The 17,343-nt window shown below is 68.3% G+C and carries 14 protein-coding genes; 9 read left to right on the top strand and 5 right to left on the bottom strand.

Going from position 1 to position 17,343, the window contains the following annotated elements; translation table 11 throughout:
• Positions 1-72: 72 nt before the first annotated feature.
• Positions 73-1,413 carry a 4-aminobutyrate--2-oxoglutarate transaminase gene (gene gabT / locus G6N20_RS09565; protein WP_163662922.1) on the bottom strand — a complete coding sequence of 447 codons (1,341 nt, stop codon included), beginning with the start codon at positions 1,411-1,413 and terminating at the stop codon, positions 73-75.
• 172 nt (positions 1,414-1,585) lie between these two features.
• On the opposite strand from gabT, the gene yajC reads away from it, so the two are divergent.
• The 6 genes from yajC (at position 1,586) to G6N20_RS09535 (ending at position 9,667) form a co-directional block, all read left to right on the top strand.
• Positions 1,586-1,939 carry a preprotein translocase subunit YajC gene (yajC, locus tag G6N20_RS09560; RefSeq protein ID WP_083047510.1) on the top strand — a complete coding sequence of 118 codons (354 nt, stop codon included), beginning with the start codon at positions 1,586-1,588 and terminating at the stop codon, positions 1,937-1,939.
• Between the two features lie 40 nt (positions 1,940-1,979).
• Positions 1,980-3,752, top strand: a complete 1,773-nt coding sequence (secD, locus tag G6N20_RS09555) for a protein translocase subunit SecD (RefSeq protein WP_083047507.1) — start codon at positions 1,980-1,982, stop codon at positions 3,750-3,752.
• A 4-nt stretch (positions 3,753-3,756) separates the two neighbouring features.
• A complete protein-coding gene (gene secF, locus G6N20_RS09550; RefSeq protein ID WP_083047505.1) occupies positions 3,757-5,028 on the top strand; it encodes a protein translocase subunit SecF in 1,272 nt (423 codons plus the stop codon).
• A gap of 6 nt (positions 5,029-5,034) precedes the next feature.
• Positions 5,035-6,693 carry an ABC transporter substrate-binding protein gene (locus G6N20_RS09545; RefSeq protein WP_083047503.1) on the top strand — a complete coding sequence of 553 codons (1,659 nt, stop codon included), beginning with the start codon at positions 5,035-5,037 and terminating at the stop codon, positions 6,691-6,693.
• Positions 6,693-7,232, top strand: coding sequence for an adenine phosphoribosyltransferase (locus G6N20_RS09540; RefSeq protein ID WP_179961551.1), 540 nt, complete (start codon positions 6,693-6,695; stop codon positions 7,230-7,232). The genes G6N20_RS09545 and G6N20_RS09540 overlap by 1 nt, the downstream gene beginning before the upstream one ends.
• A 62-nt stretch (positions 7,233-7,294) precedes the next feature.
• The gene (locus G6N20_RS09535) at positions 7,295-9,667 is read left to right on the top strand and encodes a RelA/SpoT family protein (protein WP_083047592.1); all 2,373 of its coding nucleotides are present in this window, start codon (positions 7,295-7,297) and stop codon (positions 9,665-9,667) included.
• A gap of 83 nt (positions 9,668-9,750) precedes the next feature.
• Here G6N20_RS09535 and G6N20_RS09530 read toward each other — a convergent pair whose 3' ends face one another.
• Positions 9,751-10,632 carry a peptidylprolyl isomerase gene (locus tag G6N20_RS09530; RefSeq protein ID WP_083047499.1) on the bottom strand — a complete coding sequence of 294 codons (882 nt, stop codon included), beginning with the start codon at positions 10,630-10,632 and terminating at the stop codon, positions 9,751-9,753.
• 98 nt (positions 10,633-10,730) lie between these two features.
• Here G6N20_RS09530 and G6N20_RS09525 point away from each other — a divergent pair, with 98 nt between their 5' ends.
• Both G6N20_RS09525 and hisS read left to right on the top strand, forming a co-directional pair.
• Positions 10,731-11,399 carry an MBL fold metallo-hydrolase gene (locus G6N20_RS09525; RefSeq protein ID WP_083047590.1) on the top strand — a complete coding sequence of 223 codons (669 nt, stop codon included), beginning with the start codon at positions 10,731-10,733 and terminating at the stop codon, positions 11,397-11,399.
• Between the two features lie 3 nt (positions 11,400-11,402).
• On the top strand, positions 11,403-12,701 hold the full coding sequence (gene hisS, locus G6N20_RS09520; protein ID WP_083047497.1) for a histidine--tRNA ligase: 1,299 nt from the start codon (positions 11,403-11,405) through the stop codon (positions 12,699-12,701).
• Here the strand turns inward: hisS and G6N20_RS09515 are convergent.
• On the bottom strand, positions 12,672-13,580 hold the full coding sequence (locus tag G6N20_RS09515) for a haloalkane dehalogenase (RefSeq protein WP_083047588.1): 909 nt from the start codon (positions 13,578-13,580) through the stop codon (positions 12,672-12,674). The genes hisS and G6N20_RS09515 overlap by 30 nt on opposite strands.
• 215 nt (positions 13,581-13,795) lie before the next feature.
• Here G6N20_RS09515 and G6N20_RS09510 point away from each other — a divergent pair, with 215 nt between their 5' ends.
• A complete protein-coding gene (locus tag G6N20_RS09510; RefSeq protein ID WP_083047495.1) occupies positions 13,796-14,818 on the top strand; it encodes an Rv2578c family radical SAM protein in 1,023 nt (340 codons plus the stop codon).
• 12 nt (positions 14,819-14,830) lie between these two features.
• Here G6N20_RS09510 and G6N20_RS09505 read toward each other — a convergent pair whose 3' ends face one another.
• Both G6N20_RS09505 and G6N20_RS09500 read right to left on the bottom strand, forming a co-directional pair.
• A complete protein-coding gene (locus G6N20_RS09505; protein ID WP_083047493.1) occupies positions 14,831-16,423 on the bottom strand; it encodes a purple acid phosphatase family protein in 1,593 nt (530 codons plus the stop codon).
• Between the two features lie 45 nt (positions 16,424-16,468).
• Entirely contained in the window at positions 16,469-17,314 is an 846-nt protein-coding gene (locus G6N20_RS09500; protein WP_083047491.1) for a patatin-like phospholipase family protein, read from the bottom strand.
• Positions 17,315-17,343: the final 29 nt, after the last annotated feature.

The raw sequence follows: 17,343 nt of genomic DNA, 5'->3' as shown, positions 1-17,343 counted from the left end.
TAGCGAAAGTAAATATATGCCTCAATGGAAGACCGCTGCCAATCGGCTGTGAGATGCGCCACCGGGCGGGCATCAGAGCTCGGCCAGCAGCCCGGCCAGCACGTCCAGGCCCTCGGCCAAGACCTCGTCGGTGATGGTCAGCGGCGGCAGCAGCCGAACGATGTTGCCGAACATGCCGCAGGTCAACACGATGACCCCGGCGGCGTGGGCCGCGGCGGAGAGTTTCCGCGTCAGCTCGGCGTCGGGCTCGGCGGTCCCGGATTTCACCAACTCGACGGCGATCATGGCGCCGCGGCCGCGCACATCGCCGATCCGGTCGTCGGCGGCCTGCAGCCGCAGCAGCGGCTCGGTGATCAGCCGCTCGATCTGCCGGGCCCGCTCGATGAGGCCGTCACGCTCGATGGTCGCGATCGCGGCCAGCGCCGCGGCACAGCACAGCGGGTTGCCGCCGAAGGTGCCGCCCAGGCCACCGACGTGCGGAGCGTCCATGATGTCGGCGCTGCCAGTGATCGCCGACAGCGGCAACCCGCCGGCGATGCCCTTGGCCGTGCAGATCAGGTCGGGCGCCACGCCCTCGTGCTCGCAGGCGAACATTGCCCCGGTGCGGGCAAACCCGGTTTGCACCTCGTCGGCGATGAACACCACGTTGTTGGCGCGGCACCAGTCGAGCAGCGCGGGCAGGAAGCCCGGGGCCGGCACGATGAAACCCCCTTCGCCCTGGATGGGTTCGATGACGACGGCCGCCAGGTTGCTCGCACCCACCTGCTTCTCGATCACGTTGATCGCCCGGGCCGCGGCCAGCTGGCCGTCGGTGGCCATGTCCTTGTCCAACAGGCCGTCCCGGTAGGGGTAGGACAACGGCGCCCGGTAGATCTCGGGCGCGAACGGGCCGAAGCCGCTCTTGTAGGGCATGGACTTGGCGGTGAGCGCCATCGTCAGGTTGGTGCGGCCGTGGTAGGCGTGGTCGAACGCGACCACCGCGGATTTACGGGTATAGGCGCGGGCGACCTTGACGGCGTTCTCCACCGCCTCGGCACCGGAGTTGAACAGCACCGAGCGCTTCTCGCCGGAGCCCGGGGTAATCCGGTTGAGCTGTTCGGCGACGGCGACGTACCCCTCGTAGGGGGTCACCATGAAGCAGGCGTGGGTGAACTCGGCCGCCTGCGCGCGCACCGCGTCCACGACGCGCGGGGCGGAGTTGCCGATGGTGGTCACCGCGATGCCGGAACCCAAGTCAATCAGGCGGTTGCCGTCGGCGTCTTCGAGGACGCCGCCGCCGGCACGCACCACAAATACCGGCAGGGTGACCGCGACGCCCCGGGACACCGCCGCGGCCCGGCGCTTGTTCAGCTCCATCGACGCCGGGCCCGGGATATCGGTGACCAGGTGCCGGCTCTGCTCGAGGCTGGCCACGGACCCTCCTTCCGCGGCTCGGCGGTCCCGTCGCGGATCAAGCCTAGCGGTTGGCCCGCGCCCGCCGAGCGGGGCTGCGCCCGCCGGTCGGTTTGCGACCTGCGGGAATGGCAGACTGGACCGTTACCGGGTGTGTGACCGGCACCTATCGATCCGAAAGACAGGCGTGTTGATGGACAGTTTCGTCTTGTTCCTGCCGTTCCTGCTCATCATGGGCGGGTTCATGTACTTCGCGTCGCGGCGTCAACGACGCGCGATGCAGGCCACCATCGAGTTGCACGAGTCGCTGCAACCGGGCGACCGGGTGCACACCACGTCCGGCCTGGAGGCCACCGTCGTCGACATCACCGAAGACACCGTCGACCTTGAGATCGCGCCCGGTGTGGTGACCACCTGGATGAAGCTGGCAATCCGCGACAAGATCCTGCCGGACGACGACGTGGCGGACCCCGTCGTCGGCACCGAAGACGACGACGAGCCGGCGCCGGTCGACGAGATGCCAAGCGTGTCCGAACGCGACACGTAGGCTCTGTCAGGGGTAACGAACCGACTTCAAGGAGAGGAACGTGGCATCGTCTTCGGCGCCGGTGCATCCTGCTCGCTACCTGTCGGTGTTTCTGGTCATGCTCATCGGCGTGTACCTGTTGGTGTTTCTCACCGGAGACAAGAAGGCCGCCCCCAAGCTCGGCATCGACCTGCAGGGCGGCACCCGGGTGACGTTGACCGCCCGCACCCCGGACGGGTCGGCACCCAGCCGCGAGGCGCTGGCGCAGGCGCAGCAGATCATCAGCGCGCGGGTCAACGGCCTGGGAGTCTCCGGCTCGGAGGTCGTCGTGGACGGCGACAACCTGGTCATCACGGTGCCAGGAACCAACGGCAACGAGGCCCGCAACCTCGGGCAGACCGCGCGGCTCTACATCCGGCCGGTGCTCAACTCGATGCCGGCCCAGCCCGAGGAAGCCAATCCCGCGCCCCAGCAGCCGGGCGGGTCGCCGCCCGGAATCCCGGGTGCTCCCGGCCCTCAGCCGCCCGGTCAGCCCGGGGCGCCCAGCGGCCAACCGGGCACTCCGACGCCGGCACAGCCGGGCGCGCAGCCGCGGCCCTATCCGCAGGAACCGGCGCCGTCACCCAGCCCCGCCCCCGTGCCATCGCCGGCCCCGACCACCGATCAGGTTCCGCCCACCGATGCGCCCGCACCCCCGGATCCGCGCAAAGACCTCGCGGAGCGCATTGCGCAGGAGAAGAAGTGGCGGCAGAGCACCAACCAGTACCTCCAGATGGTTGCGCTGGAGTTCCAGGCCACCCGCTGCGGCAAGGACGACATCCTGGCCGGCAACGACGACCCGAACCTGCCGCTGGTGACCTGCTCCACCGACCACAAGACCGCCTACCTGCTGGCGCCGTCGATCATCAGCGGCGACCAGATCCAAAACGCCACCTCGGGCATGGACCAGCGCAGCATCGGCTATGTCGTCGACCTGCAATTCAAGGGCGCAGCGGCCAACACCTGGGCCGATTACACCGCCGCCCACGTCGGCACCCAGACGGCCTTCACCCTGGACTCCCAGGTGGTCAGCGCGCCGGTGATCAACGAGGCGATCCCCGGTGGGCGGACCCAGATCAGCGGTGGCGACCCGCCGTTCACCGCGGCCAGCGCACGCCAACTCGCCAACGTCCTGAAATACGGCTCGTTGCCGCTGTCCTTCGAATCGTCGGAAGCCCAAACCGTTTCGGCGACATTGGGTTTGACATCGATGCGGGCCGGCCTGATCGCCGGCGCCATCGGTCTGGTGCTGGTTCTGGTGTATTCGTTGCTGTATTACCGGGTGCTGGGATTGCTCACGGCATTATCGCTGATAGCTTCCGGCGCAATGGTTTTCGCTATCCTGGTGCTGTTGGGCAGGTATATCAACTACACCCTGGACCTGGCCGGAATCGCGGGTCTGATCATCGGCATTGGGACCACCGCCGACTCGTTTGTGGTGTTCTTCGAACGCATCAAAGACGAGATCCGCGAAGGCCGTTCGTTCCGCTCAGCGGTGCCGCGCGGCTGGACGCGGGCCCGCAAGACGATCGTGTCGGGCAACGCGGTGACCTTCCTGGCCGCGGCCGTGCTGTACTTCCTGGCGATCGGCCAGGTGAAGGGCTTTGCTTTCACGCTGGGCCTTACCACGATCCTGGACCTGGTCGTGGTGTTCTTGGTGACGTGGCCGCTGGTGTATTTGGCTTCCAAGTCCGCGACGCTGGCCAAGCCGGCGTACAACGGCCTGGGAGCCGTTCAGCAGATCGCACGCGAACGCCGGGCTCGAGCGGGTGCCGCCAGGACGGGACGGGGATAACGCGATGGCATCCAACGCCAAGGCCGGCATCGACGCGGCCGAACTCAGCGAAGCCACCGAGACCGCGGTGCAGCCGACCGGCGCCGAGGCCGCCAGCGAGCTGCCGCACCACGGGTTCTTCTCGCGGCTCTACACCGGCACCGGCGCGTTCGAGGTCGTCGGACGCCGCAAGCTGTGGTTCGGCATCAGCGGTGCGATCATCGCGGTCGCGATCCTGTCCATCGTCGTGCGCGGGTTCACCTTCGGGATCGATTTCAAGGGCGGCACCACGGTCTCGATGCCCGCCGGAACGGGTTCGGTCAAGGTCAGCCAGGTGGAAGACGTTTTCCACCGGACCATCGGCCGGGATCCCGAGTCGGTGGTCGTCGTCGGCAAGGGCGCCTCGTCGTCGGTGCAGATCCGTTCGGAAACCTTGACCAACGAGCAGACGTCGCAGCTGCGCAACGCGCTATTTGATGCCTTTCAGCCCAAGGGCGCCGACGGCAAGCCCAGCAAGCAGGCCATCAGCGACTCGGCGGTGTCGGAGACCTGGGGCGGCCAGATCACCAAGAAGGCGGTGATCGCGCTGGTGGTGTTCCTGGCGCTGGTCGCCCTCTACATCACCGTGCGCTACGAGCGCTACATGACCATCGCGGCGCTGGCGGCCATGATTTTCGACCTGACGGTGACCGCCGGGGTGTACTCGCTGGTGGGCTTCGAGGTCACCCCGGCGACGGTCATCGGCCTGCTGACGATCCTCGGTTTCTCGCTGTATGACACCGTCATCGTGTTCGACAAGGTCGAGGAGAACACCCACGGCTTCCAGCACACCACCCGCCGCACCTTCGCCGAGCAAGCCAACCTGGCGATCAACCAGACGTTCATGCGTTCCATCAACACCAGCCTGATCTCGGTGCTGCCGGTGCTGGCGCTGATGGTGGTGGCGGTGTGGCTGCTGGGCGTCGGCACCTTGAAGGACCTGGCGTTGGTCCAGCTGGTCGGCATCGTGGTCGGGACCTATTCGTCGATCTTCTTCGCCACCCCGCTGCTGGTCACCCTGCGGGAACGCACGGAGCTGGTGCGCAGCCACACCCGCCGGGTGGTCCGACGGCGCGGCCCTGACCAGCAACCGGAGGCCGCCGACGACTCGCCGCAGGTGGTGACCGAAGCCCCCGCCCGGCCTGGCCCGCCGTCCGGCAAGCCGGCGGTGGCCACCAAGCCGGCGCCCGGTGCCCGGCCGGTGCGGCCCACCGGCACCCGGCGTCCGACGGGCAAGCGCGGCGCCGGCCGGCGGTAGTCCGGGATGGCCAGCTGGGCTCGCCGGTGCGGCCTCATCGGCGTGGCTGCGATCCTGGCCGCGGCATCGGCACTGACCGGGTGCTCGGGCGGTGCGGCGGGTCAGGTCGACTACGTGGTCGACGGTGCGCTGGTCACCTACAACGCCAACACCGTCGTCGGCGCCGCGTCGGCCGCCGCGCAGGCGTTTGCCCGCACGCTCACCGGTTTCGGCTATCACGGGCCCGACGGGCAGGTGGTCGCCGACCGCGACTTCGGAACCGTCTCGGTGGTGGGCGGCGCGCCGTTGGTGCTCGACTACCAGATCGCCGACAACGCAGTCTATTCCGACGGCAAGCCGGTGACCTGCGATGACCTGGTGCTGGCCTGGGCGGCCCAATCCGGGCGTTTTGCCGGCTTCGACGCCGCCTCCCAGGCCGGCTATCTCGACATCGCCAACATCGAGTGCACCCCGGGGCAGCGCAAGGCGCGGGTGTCGTTCATCCCGGATCGCGGTGTCGTCGACTACCTGCAGCTGTTTACCGCGACGTCGCTGATGCCGTCGCACGTCATCGCCGACCAGCTGAACATCGACGTCACCACGGCGCTGCTGACCAACAGGGTGCCGTTGGTGGAACAGATTGCGCGGCTATGGAATACCGCCTGGGACCTCAAGCCGGGTCTCACACCGGAAGAAGTCCTCAAACGCTTCCCGTCGTCGGGACCGTACCGGATCGAGTCCGTGCTGGACGGTGGTGCGGTGGTGTTGGTCGCCAACGACCGTTGGTGGGGCGCCAGGGCCGTCACCAAGCGGATCACCGTGCGGCCACAGGGCGCCGACATCCAGGACCGGGTCAACAGCCGAAGCGTCGCCGTGGTCGACGTCTCGACCGGGTCGTCGGGGGTGCTGGCCACCCCGGACGACTACCAGCGCAGCGACTCGCCCTCGGGCGGGATCGAGCAGCTGATCTTCGCCCCGCAAGGACCGCTGGCGCAGGTCCGTGCGCGCCGCGCGGTGGCCCTGTGCACGCCGCGGGAGGCGATCGCCCGCGACGCCGGGGTGGCGATCGCCAACTCGCGGCTGTCCCCGGCCGCCGACGACGCGGTCGCCGCGGCCGACGGCGTCACCGAGGCCGCCCGGTTCACCACCGGGGATCCCGCCGCGGCGCGCGACGCGCTGGGCGGTGCGCCGCTGACGGTGCGGATGGGCTACCAGGGACCCAACGCTCGGTTGGCGGCCATCGTCGGGACCATCGCCACGTCGTGCGCCCCGGCCGGGATCACCGTTTCCGATGTGACGCTGGACACATCCGGGCCGCAGGCGCTGCGCGACGGAAAGATCGACGTCCTGCTGGCCAGCACCGGTGGGGCCACCGGCAGCGGGTCGAGCGGTTCGTCGCCGATGGACGCCTACGACCTGCACAGCGGCAACGGAAACAACCTGTCGGGCTACGCAAATCCTCAGGTTGACGGGATCATCGGCGGGCTGGCAGTATCGGCCGACCCCGCCGAGCGTGTCAGGTTGCTTGCCGATGCCGCGCCGGTACTCTGGGCGGAGATGCCAACGTTGCCGTTGTACCGGCAGCAGCGGACGTTGTTGATGTCGACAAAGATGTATGCCGTGAGCAGGAATCCCACCCGCTGGGGAGCGGGCTGGAACATGGACCGATGGGCGTTGATGCAGTGATTACCGTCCGGGGGAGTGCGCCGGTAGCCGACGTGATCGCGTCGCTGACTCGCGATGTGGCCGATTTTCCGTTGCCAGGCATCCAATTCAAGGACCTGACTCCGTTGTTCGCCAACCGCGCGGCGATGTCCGCGGTGATCGACGCGCTGGCCGATGTCGCGTCCGGCGCCGATTTGGTGGCCGGCATCGAGTCGCGGGGATCCTTGGTCGCGGCGGCCATCGCCGCACGGCTCGGCACGGGCGTGCTGTCCATCCGCAAGAGCGGCAAGCTTCCGCCGCCGGTGCTGTCCGAGGACTACGACATGGAGTACGGCTCGGACACCCTGGAGATTCCCGCCGACAGCCTCGAGCTGCGGGGCCGCAGCGTGGTGCTCGTCGACGACGTGTTGGCCACCGGTGGCACCATCGGTGCGGCCAGCCGGTTGCTGCGGCGCGCCGGCGCCACCGTGACCGCCGCGGCGGTGGTGGTGGAGCTCACCGCGCTGGGCGGACGCGAGGCAATCGCCCCGTTGCCGGTGCACAGTTTGTGCCAGTTCTGATTGTCCGCTGCTAGCGGGCCACCAGCGCTTTCGCGATATCCTCAAGGTCGGAGGTGACGACCGTGGCGGATGACCAGAGCACAACGCAAGCCGTCGCGCCGCCGACGGAATCGGCGCCCGTGTCGCGGTCGGTGTTGGACGCCCCCGAGCCGCCGGTCGAGACCCTCAAAACCACCAGCAGCGCGTCGCGTCGGGTGCGGGCCCGGTTGGCCCGCCGGATGACCGCCCGCAGCGGCGCCCTCAATCCGGTGCTCGAACCGCTGGTGGCGGTGCACCGGGAAATCTATCCCAAAGCCGACCTTTCCATACTGCAGCGCGCCTACGAGGTAGCCGAGCAGCGGCACGCCAGCCAGCTGCGGCACTCCGGCGACCCCTACATCACCCACCCGCTGGCGGTCGCCAACATTCTGGCCGAGTTGGGCATGGACACCACCACGTTGGTGGCCGCGCTGCTGCACGACACCGTCGAGGACACCGGTTACACGCTGGAGGCGCTCAGCGAGGAATTCGGTGAGGAGGTGGGCCATCTGGTCGACGGGGTGACCAAGCTGGACCGGGTGGTGCTCGGCAGCGCCGCCGAGGGCGAGACCATCCGCAAGATGATCACCGCGATGGCCCGCGACCCGCGGGTGCTGGTGATCAAGGTGGCCGACCGGCTGCACAACATGCGCACCATGCGGTTCCTGCCGCCGGAGAAGCAGGCGCGCAAGGCCCGCGAAACGTTGGAAGTGATTGCGCCCCTGGCACATCGGCTGGGCATGGCCAGCGTCAAGTGGGAGCTGGAGGATCTGTCGTTCGCGATCCTGCACCCCAAGAAGTACGAGGAGATCGTGCGGCTGGTCGCCGGTCGCGCACCCTCGAGGGACACCTACCTGGCCAAGGTTCGCACCGAGATCGTCAACACCCTAAACGCGTCGAAGATCAAGGCAACCGTGGAGGGCCGCCCCAAGCATTACTGGTCGATCTATCAGAAGATGATCGTCAAGGGCCGCGACTTCGACGACATCCACGACCTGGTCGGCATCCGCATCCTGTGCGACGAGATCCGAGACTGCTACGCCGCCGTCGGTGTGGTGCATTCGTTGTGGCAGCCGATGGCCGGACGGTTCAAGGACTACATCGCCCAGCCCAGATACGGGGTGTACCAGTCGTTGCACACCACCGTCGTCGGGCCCGAGGGCAAGCCGCTGGAGGTGCAGATCCGCACCCGCGACATGCACCGCACCGCCGAATACGGCATCGCCGCGCACTGGCGCTACAAGGAAGCCAAGGGCCGCAACGGAGTTCCGCATCCGCATGCCGCCGCCGAAATCGACGACATGGCCTGGATGCGCCAGCTGCTCGACTGGCAGCGAGAGGCCGCCGACCCGGGCGAATTCCTGGAGTCTTTGCGTTACGACCTTGCGGTGCAAGAGATTTTCGTGTTCACCCCGAAGGGCGACGTGATCACCCTGCCGGCCGGGTCGACACCGGTGGACTTCGCCTACGCGGTGCACACCGAGGTCGGCCACCGCTGCATCGGCGCCCGGGTCAACGGGCGGCTGGTGGCGCTGGAACGCAAGCTGGAAAACGGGGAAGTCGTCGAGATTTTCACGTCCAAGGCGCCCAACGCCGGCCCGTCGCGGGACTGGCAGCAGTTCGTGGTGTCGCCGCGCGCCAAGACCAAGATCCGGCAGTGGTTCGCCAAGGAGCGTCGTGAGGAGGCGCTGGAGGCCGGCAAGGAGGCGATGGCCCGGGAGGTGCGCCGGGGCGGACTTCCGTTGCAGCGCTTGGTCAATGGCGAATCCATGGCCGCGGTGGCCCGGGAGCTGCACTACGCCGACGTGTCGGCGCTGTACACCGCGATCGGGGAGGGGCACGTGTCGGCCCGGCACGTCGTGCAGCGGCTGCTGGCCGAGCTCGGCGGCATCGACCAGGCCGAGGAGGAGCTCGCCGAGCGGTCCACCCCGGCGACCATGTTGCGGCGGCAGCGCAGCACCGACGACACCGGGGTTGCGGTGCCCGGCGCCCCCGGCGTGCTGACCAAGCTGGCCAAATGCTGTACCCCGGTGCCCGGCGACCAGATCATGGGATTCGTCACCCGCGGCGGCGGGGTCAGCGTGCACCGCACCGACTGCACCAACGCCGCGTCGCTGCAACAGCAGGCCGAGCGCATCATCGAGGTGCAGTGGGCGCCGTCGCCGTCGTCGGTGTTCCTGGTGGCGATCCAGGTCGAGGCGCTCGACCGGCACCGGCTGCTATCGGATGTGACCCGCGCGTTGGCCGACGAGAAGGTCAACATCCTGTCGGCGTCGGTGACCACCTCGGGTGATCGGGTGGCGATCAGCCGGTTCACCTTCGAGATGGGTGACCCCAAGCATCTGGGCCACCTGCTCAACGTGGTGCGCAACGTCGAAGGCGTCTACGACGTCTACCGGGTGACGTCGGCGGCCTAGCGCGGCGCGTTCCCCTGTGCGAGCAGACGCAAAAGCCCCCAAATTCGGGCCGAATTTGGGCTTTTGCGTCTGCTGACGCGGTCCTAGTCCAGCAGCACCGACGTGATGATCACCTCGGTGGCCGGCGGGCCGTCGGCGCCGCCGCCGGCGACCCCGGCCTTGGCGATCTTGTCCAGGGTGGCCAGCCCGTCGGCCTGGATGGTGCCGAACACGGTGTAGTCGGGCGGCAGCTGCGAATCGCGATAGACCATGAAGAACTGGCTGCCGTTGCTGTTGGGGGCCTGGGAGTGGGCCATGGCCAGGGTGCCGCGCGGATACAGCACCGGCTGCGCCAGCTTGGGGTCGTTGGGTGGGTACTGGTCGGTGGGGTATTCGTTGGCGAAGTGGTAGCCGGGGCCACCGGTGCCGTCGCCCTTGGGGTCGCCGCATTGCAGGACGCTCAGCTGCGGGGAGGTGGTCAGCCGGTGGCATTTGGTGTCGTTGAAGAACCGCTGGCCGACCAAACTGGCGAAACTGTTGACCGTGCAGGGCGATTCGTTGTTGGCCAGCATGAGGCCGATGTTGCCCTGGTTGGTCACCATGCTGACGCTGATCTGGGCCGGCTCGGTGGGAATCTTGCCGGTCCGCGGCGGCTTGACCGGCTTGGCGGGCTTGTCCGGCGACGGCGGGTATTGGCAGTTGGCGCCGACGTTGGCCGACGGCTGAAAGGGCGGCAACGGCGGGACGGGGGCCGTGTCCGGGGCCGGGGTGGTCGCTGCGGAGCTGGATGTCGTCGTGCTGGTGCTCTTGTGGTCGTCCTTGTTGACCACCACCGCGACCACCACCGCGGCGATGACGGCCACCGCGGCCGCGGAGCCCCCGCCGATGGCCAGGATGCGGCGTCTCTTGGCTTGCTTGGCGCGGCGCTGAAGTTGCCGCTCGAGTTTGCGCTTGGCGGTCGCGCGTCGTTGTTGATTGGTCGGCACGACAGCTCAGGCTAATCGGGGAGCCGCGATCGGTGTCAACCGCCCCGTACACGTGGGCCGCGTCGTCGCCGACCGGCGCGGATGGGAAACTGGGCACTGTGTTTCTCACCGGATTTCCCGCCGGGTTGCTGCAATGCAACTGCTACGTGCTGGCCGAGCGGCCCGGCACCGATGCCATCATCGTGGACCCGGGGCAGCGTGCGCTGGGCCAGCTGCGGCGCATCCTCGACGAAAACCGCCTGACCCCGGCCGCGGTGCTGCTCACCCACGGGCACATCGACCACATCTGGTCCGCCCAGAAGGTGTCCGACACCTTCGGCTGCCCCAGCTACATTCATCCCGAGGACCGGTTCATGCTGACCGACCCAATCTACGGCCTGGGTCCGCGGATGGCGCAGCTGATCACCGGGGCGTTTTTCCGGGAGCCCAAACAGGTCGTCGAGCTGGACCGCGACGGCGACAAGATCGACCTGGGCGGCATCGCCGTCACCATCGATCACACCCCGGGCCACACCCGCGGATCGGCGTGCTTTCGGGTGGTTGGGGCGACCAAGAACGGCGCCGACGTGGTGTTCAGCGGCGACACCCTATTCGAGCGTTCGGTGGGCCGCACCGACTTGTTTGGCGGCAGCGGCCGCGACCTGCTGCGCTCCATCCGCGACAAGTTGTTGGTGCTCGACGACACCACCGTGGTACTACCCGGGCATGGCAACTCCACCACCATCGGGGCCGAGCGCCGGTTCAACCCGTTCCTCGAGGGCCTGTAGCCGGTGACGGAGTTCTCGGCGTTCTCGGCGCCCAAGGGGGTGCCGGACTACCTCCCGCCCGACTCGGCGCGGTTCGTCGCGGTGCGCGACGGGCTGCTGGCCGCCGCCCGCCGGGCCGGTTACGCCGATGTCGAACTGCCCGTCTTCGAGGACACCGCGCTGTTCGCCCGCGGTGTCGGCGAGTCCACCGACGTGGTGTCCAAGGAGATGTACACGTTCGCCGACCGCGGTCACCGCTCGGTGACGCTGCGGCCCGAGGGCACCGCCGGGGTGGTGCGCGCGGTGATCGAACATGGCCTAGACCGCGGCGCGCTGCCGATCAAGTTGTGCTATGCGGGCCCGTTTTTCCGCTACGAGCGCCCGCAGGCCGGCCGGTTTCGCCAGCTGCAGCAGGTCGGGGTGGAGGCGATCGGGGTTGACGACCCGGCGCTGGACGCCGAGGTGATCGCCCTTGCCGACGCCGGCTTCCGCGCGCTGGGCCTCGACGGGTTCCGGCTGGAGATCACCTCGTTGGGCGACGAGAGCTGCCGACCGCAGTACCGGGAACTGTTGCAGGAGTACCTGTTTGGGCTCGACCTCGACGAGGAGACCCGCCGGCGCGCCGAGATCAACCCGCTGCGGGTGCTCGACGACAAGCGCCCGCAGATGCGGGCGATGACGGCGGAGGCACCGGTGCTGTTGGATCATCTGTCCGATAGCGCCAAGCAGCACTTCGACACCGTGCTGGCCCATCTGGACGCGCTGGGGGTGCCCTATGTGCTCAACCCGCGGATGGTGCGCGGCCTGGACTACTACACCAAGACCACCTTCGAGTTCGTCCATGACGGGCTGGGCGCGCAATCCGGCATCGGCGGCGGCGGACGCTACGACGGCCTGATGCGCCAGCTCGGTGGGCAGGACCTGTCGGGCATCGGGTTCGGGCTGGGGGTGGACCGCACCCTGCTGGCGTTGCGGGCCGAGGGGAAGACGGTGGGGGAGACCACCCGGTGCGACGTGTTCGGGGTGCCGCTCAGCGAGGCGGCCAAGCTCAGGCTGGCGGTGCTGATCGGGCGGCTGCGGGCCGCCGGTGTGCGCGCCGACCTGGCCTACGGTGACCGCGGGCTCAAGGGCGCGATGCGCGCGGCCGACCGGTCCGGCGCCCGCATCGCGCTGGTCGCGGGCGGTCGTGACATCGAGGCGGGCGCGGTCGGGGTGAAGGACTTGTCGACCGGTGAGCAGGTTTCGATTTCGGTGGATTCGGTTGTCGCCGAGGTGGTTTCGCGGCTGGGCCGGTCACGTTTGGACGTCAGCCGGCGACCGTAGCCGCCGAACGAACTGCGCCACGGCCGAACCGATTTCGTCGGGGCTGTCTTCCTGAATGAAATGCACGCCGGGCACCGTGATTTCGGTCTGGTTGGGCCAGCTCCGGACATAGTCACGGATACGCCCGGTGACGATCGCCCCGGGCTCGGCGTTGACGAACAATTTCGGCACGTCGCTTTCCTCCAGCCAGCTGCGGTACTCGTTGACCACCGCGACGACCTCGGCGGGCTCGCCGTCGAGGGGCAGGTTGCGTGGCCACGACAAGGTGGGGCGGCGGTCCTCGCCGGGGTTGACGAACGGCCGTCGGTAGTGGTTCATTTCCTCGTCGCTGAGCCGGCGCAGGATCGCGCCGGGCAGGACCCCTTCGACAAAGATGTTCTGCTCCAACACCATTCGTTCGCCCTCCGGCGATCGAAAACCCTGGAAAACACCCCGCACGTTGGGTGGGAAGTCGGCCCATGTCATCGGGGCCACGATCGCCTCCATGAACGCGATCCCCTGCACCCGGTCGCGATGCTGGTTGGCCCAGTCGAAGCCCAGCGCCGCGCCCCAGTCATGCAGCACCAACACCACGCGATCGCCGAGGTCGAGCGCATCCCAGAGTGCGAACAAGAAGTCACGCTGCTCGTCGTAGTTGTACCGGTCGGGTCCCGACTGGCTGAGCTTGTCCGACGCTCCCATCCCGATCAGATCGCAGGCCACCAGCCGGCCTAGTCCCTGCAGATGCGGCATGATGTTGCGCCACAGGTACGACGACGTGGGATTGCCGTGCTGAAAGACGATGGCGTCGCCGTCGCCCTCATCGACGTAGGCCATGCGGGTGCCCGCGATGTGCTGGTATCGCAGCTGCCCGTACGGCTCGACTCCGCGCGGCGTCATCGGGTGGTCCTTTCCATCGGGTGCCGGTGTCGACATGGCTGCCAGGTGCGCGGTGCCCCACGGTACCTGCTTTGAGCCGGCAAACGCACGCCCGGTGTGTATCGCGGCGGCTCGACCGGCAGCGTTCTGCGGTGTCGAAGTCGCGTACGGGCTGGTGGGTGCGTGCAGCCGGCGCCACACTTGACACCACGTCGAACTGCTGTTCGAATAGAAGCATGCGTTGGGCGGGTCAAGCCGTCGCCGTCAACGGACTGCCCATCGACGACGGGGCGCTGCCGGGGTTGCAGCGGATCGGGCTGGTGCGCAGCGTGCGCGCACCCCAATTCGAGGGCCTCACGTTTCACGAGGTGCTGTGCAAGTCCGCGCTGAACAAGGTGCCCAACGCGGTGGCCCTGCCGTTCCGGTACACCGTCAACGGCTACCGCGGCTGCTCGCACGGCTGTCGCTACTGTTTCGCGCGTCCCACCCACGAATACCTGGACTTCAACTGCGGCACCGACTTCGACACCCAGGTGGTGGTCAAGATCAACGTCGTCGAGGTGCTGCGCCGCGAGCTGCGGCGGCCGTCCTGGCGGCGCGAGACCGTTGCGCTGGGCACCAACACCGATCCCTACCAGCGCGCCGAGGGCCGGTACGCGCTGATGCCGGGGATCATCGGCGCGCTCGCGGGATCCGGTACCCCGCTGTCCATCCTGACCAAGGGCACTCTGCTACGGCGGGACCTGCCGCTGCTCGCCGAGGCGGCCCAACAGGTTCCGGTGTCGGTGGCGGTGTCGCTGGCGGTCGCCGATCCGCAGCTGCACAAGGACGTCGAGCCGGGCACGCCGACGCCACCGGCTCGCCTGGGGCTGATCACCGCGGTCCGCCAGGCCGGCCTGGACTGTCATGTGATGGTCGCCCCGGTGCTGCCGCATCTCACCGACTCCAGCGAGCACCTCGACCGGCTGCTTGGCCAGATCGCCGCCGCGGGTGCCACCGGCGTGACGGTTTTCGGCCTGCACCTGCGCGGCTCGACACGCGGCTGGTTCATGTCCTGGCTGGCTGGTGCGCATCCGGAGCTGGTCGGCCGCTACCGCCAGTTGTATCGGCGCGGAGCGTATCTGCCGCCCAGTTATCGCGCGATGCTGCGGGAGCGGGCGGCGCCGTTGATCGCGAAATACCGGCTGGTCGGTGAGCACCGCCCGCTCCCGTGGGCGACCGAAGCGGCGGCGGGCCCCGCTCAGGCGACGCTGTTCTGATGAGCCCCTGAATTAGCCGCCGCGCGGCTTGGCCAAGGTGAATTGGTCGACGACGGTGATCGCCCCGAACGGCCCGTTGAGCCTGTAGTACGTCGCCTTGATCGTCGTGTTGCCGCCCGGCTGACCCGGGTCGACGTCGAAAGCCACGAAACCGTAGGGGTTGTCGTGGTCGCGAAACGCCGACCACGGCGCATCCTCCACCGTGAACATGGACGGCTTGCGCCGGATCACGGGATCGGAGGGGCCGACGCCGGTTATCACACGGCACCGAGGTTGCGGGAAAAGTAGCCCGTTGGTCGGTTTGGAGGTCCCGCCGCCGCCGATGACGAGGTGTACGGTGCCTCGGGTCGTGTCGATGAGATCGGCACGGGTGTCGACGGGTGCGGGTGTTTGGGTGTCGGTACCCAGCGTGCCCCGCAGCGGATGCGATCGTTCGTAGTGGTGTTCATGGCCGCACACCACCAAGTCGACCCGGTAGCGGTCGAACAACGGCAGCCAGTCTTGCCGGATCCCAAGGTCGGCACCGTTGGCTTGGTCGGCGGTAGAGATCGCCGTCTGGTGCATGCAGACGACCACCCAGTCGATATCCGGGTCGCGCCGCGCCTGGGCGAGTTCGGTTTCCAGCCAACGTTTTTGCTCTCCACCGGAGTAGCCGCGCACATACGAGTTGCCGCCATCTTGGACGCACACGTCGTCGTTGTTCAGGCTGATCACGCGCACCGAGCCGGCGGTGAACGAGTACCACAGCCCGCGCAGCTGCGGGCTGGCCCCGGAATCGGGCACCGCGAAGTATGTCTGGTAGGCGCCGTAACCGATTGGGCCGTTGCCTAATTCGTTCTCGTGGTTGCCGGCCGCCGGCATCCACGGGCGGTATCGCGCCGAGCGGGTGTTGTTGTCGAACCAGTCGGACCAGGTACGAATCCGGTCGTCGGCCAGGTTGGCGTAGCACAGGTCCCCGTTGATCAGGTTGAACAGCGGGGCGATCCGCTCGATCGCGAGCGTGATGTCGCCCGCCGCGGGCGATCCGATGTTGCCGCTGACGTACCGTCCGTTTGCCAACCTGCCCAGCGTCGGAGTGGATTGGTCTCCGAAACTGGTGAAACGCAATGGCTTTCGCCCAGATGGAGCCGTATGGAGCGTCCCCAGCTCCGGCGCGGCGCCGTCGTGCATGGCGGCGTACACGTAGTCGGTGTCCGCCGTCAGATTGGTCAGGCGAGCGTGATTGACGCGAACCTCGATGTTGGACTGGGCATCCCGGTATGTTCGGGTTTCGGCCGCCACGGTACGGCCAAATCCGGACGTGGGCGTGCCCAGCACCACGCGCGGATTGCGGACGGCGTCGGTGGTGTGCCAGGACACCACGACCTCGGTGCTGGCGTTCCGGCCGAACTGCAGATGCAGCCCGCCCACCGGCGGTGCGCCGCTTCGATCAGGCTGGTACCAGACGGCGGGGCCGGCGCGGTTTGACCACAGCAGCGTGGCCCCGCCCGCCGCGACGCCGGCGCCCAGAACCGCCGAGGCGGCACCAGTGGTCAACAACGTGCGGCGGCTGATGCCCTTCGTCGGCGCGGACTCCTCGCCAGCCCGATCCGGATCGTCGCTCACCCAGGCTTCATACCCGCCGTGGATTACCTGCGGGTGAACGGGCGGCTAGTGGCGGTGCACCGCAAGCAATTGAGCCTGGCCGGTGGGCGGCGGGTGAGCCGCCAGCCACTCTCGGGTGGCCGCGTGCGAGCGCTCGATGAGCGTTGCCGCGTGCGAGAAGTCCGCTCCGGAAATGGCAACCGGGCACAGTGGCCGGATCACGTGAAGGTCGCACACCTGCTCGAAACGGTCGATGTCGATCGCCAGCCGATGATTGACCGTGGTGGTCAGCGCATGCAGGGCCATGGTGATCGCGGTCTTGGGCGCGGCGGGCAGATCGCACGAGTAGCCGGTGGGCAACACCCAGACGTGGTCGGCACCGAGCGCGACGGCGTGAGACACCGGGGTGTTGTTGACCACGCCGCCGTCCATGAGCGCGCGTCCGTCGATGTGCACCGGCGGGAAGATGCCCGGGATGGCGGCGCTGGCCGAGATCGCGTCGACCGCGTCTCCAGCCGACAGCAGAACGTCGGTGCCCGAAATCACGTCCGTGGCCACCACATGGAGCGGGATCGGCGCGTCCTCGAGCCGAGTGAACTGCAGCTTCTCCGCGAGCAGGCGTCGCAGACCCGTGTTGGGTATCAGGTGCGGACGGCGCCCGAGAAAGCCCATCATGCCCGCCAGTGGGCGGGCGGGAAAGACGTCCTTGCGTGACAGCGACAACCACAGGTCGGCCAGCCCACGAATGCCTGCCGTGTCGGGCCGCGACGCGATCCACCCGCCGTTGACCGCGCCGACCGAGGTGCCCACGATGAGGTCGGGTGTTATGCCCTCTTCGGCCAGCGCGAGCAGCATCCCGACGTGGATCGCGCCGAGACTTGCGCCGCCGGACAACACGAACGCTGTGGGCACCTATGCATCGTACGAACCAACGCCGCCGC

The sequence above is a fragment of the Mycobacterium shinjukuense genome (assembly GCF_010730055.1).
GTDB lineage: Bacteria > Actinomycetota > Actinomycetes > Mycobacteriales > Mycobacteriaceae > Mycobacterium > Mycobacterium shinjukuense.
Note: the sequence above shows the minus strand (reverse complement) of the source record. Positions and strands in the feature narration are given on the sequence as shown.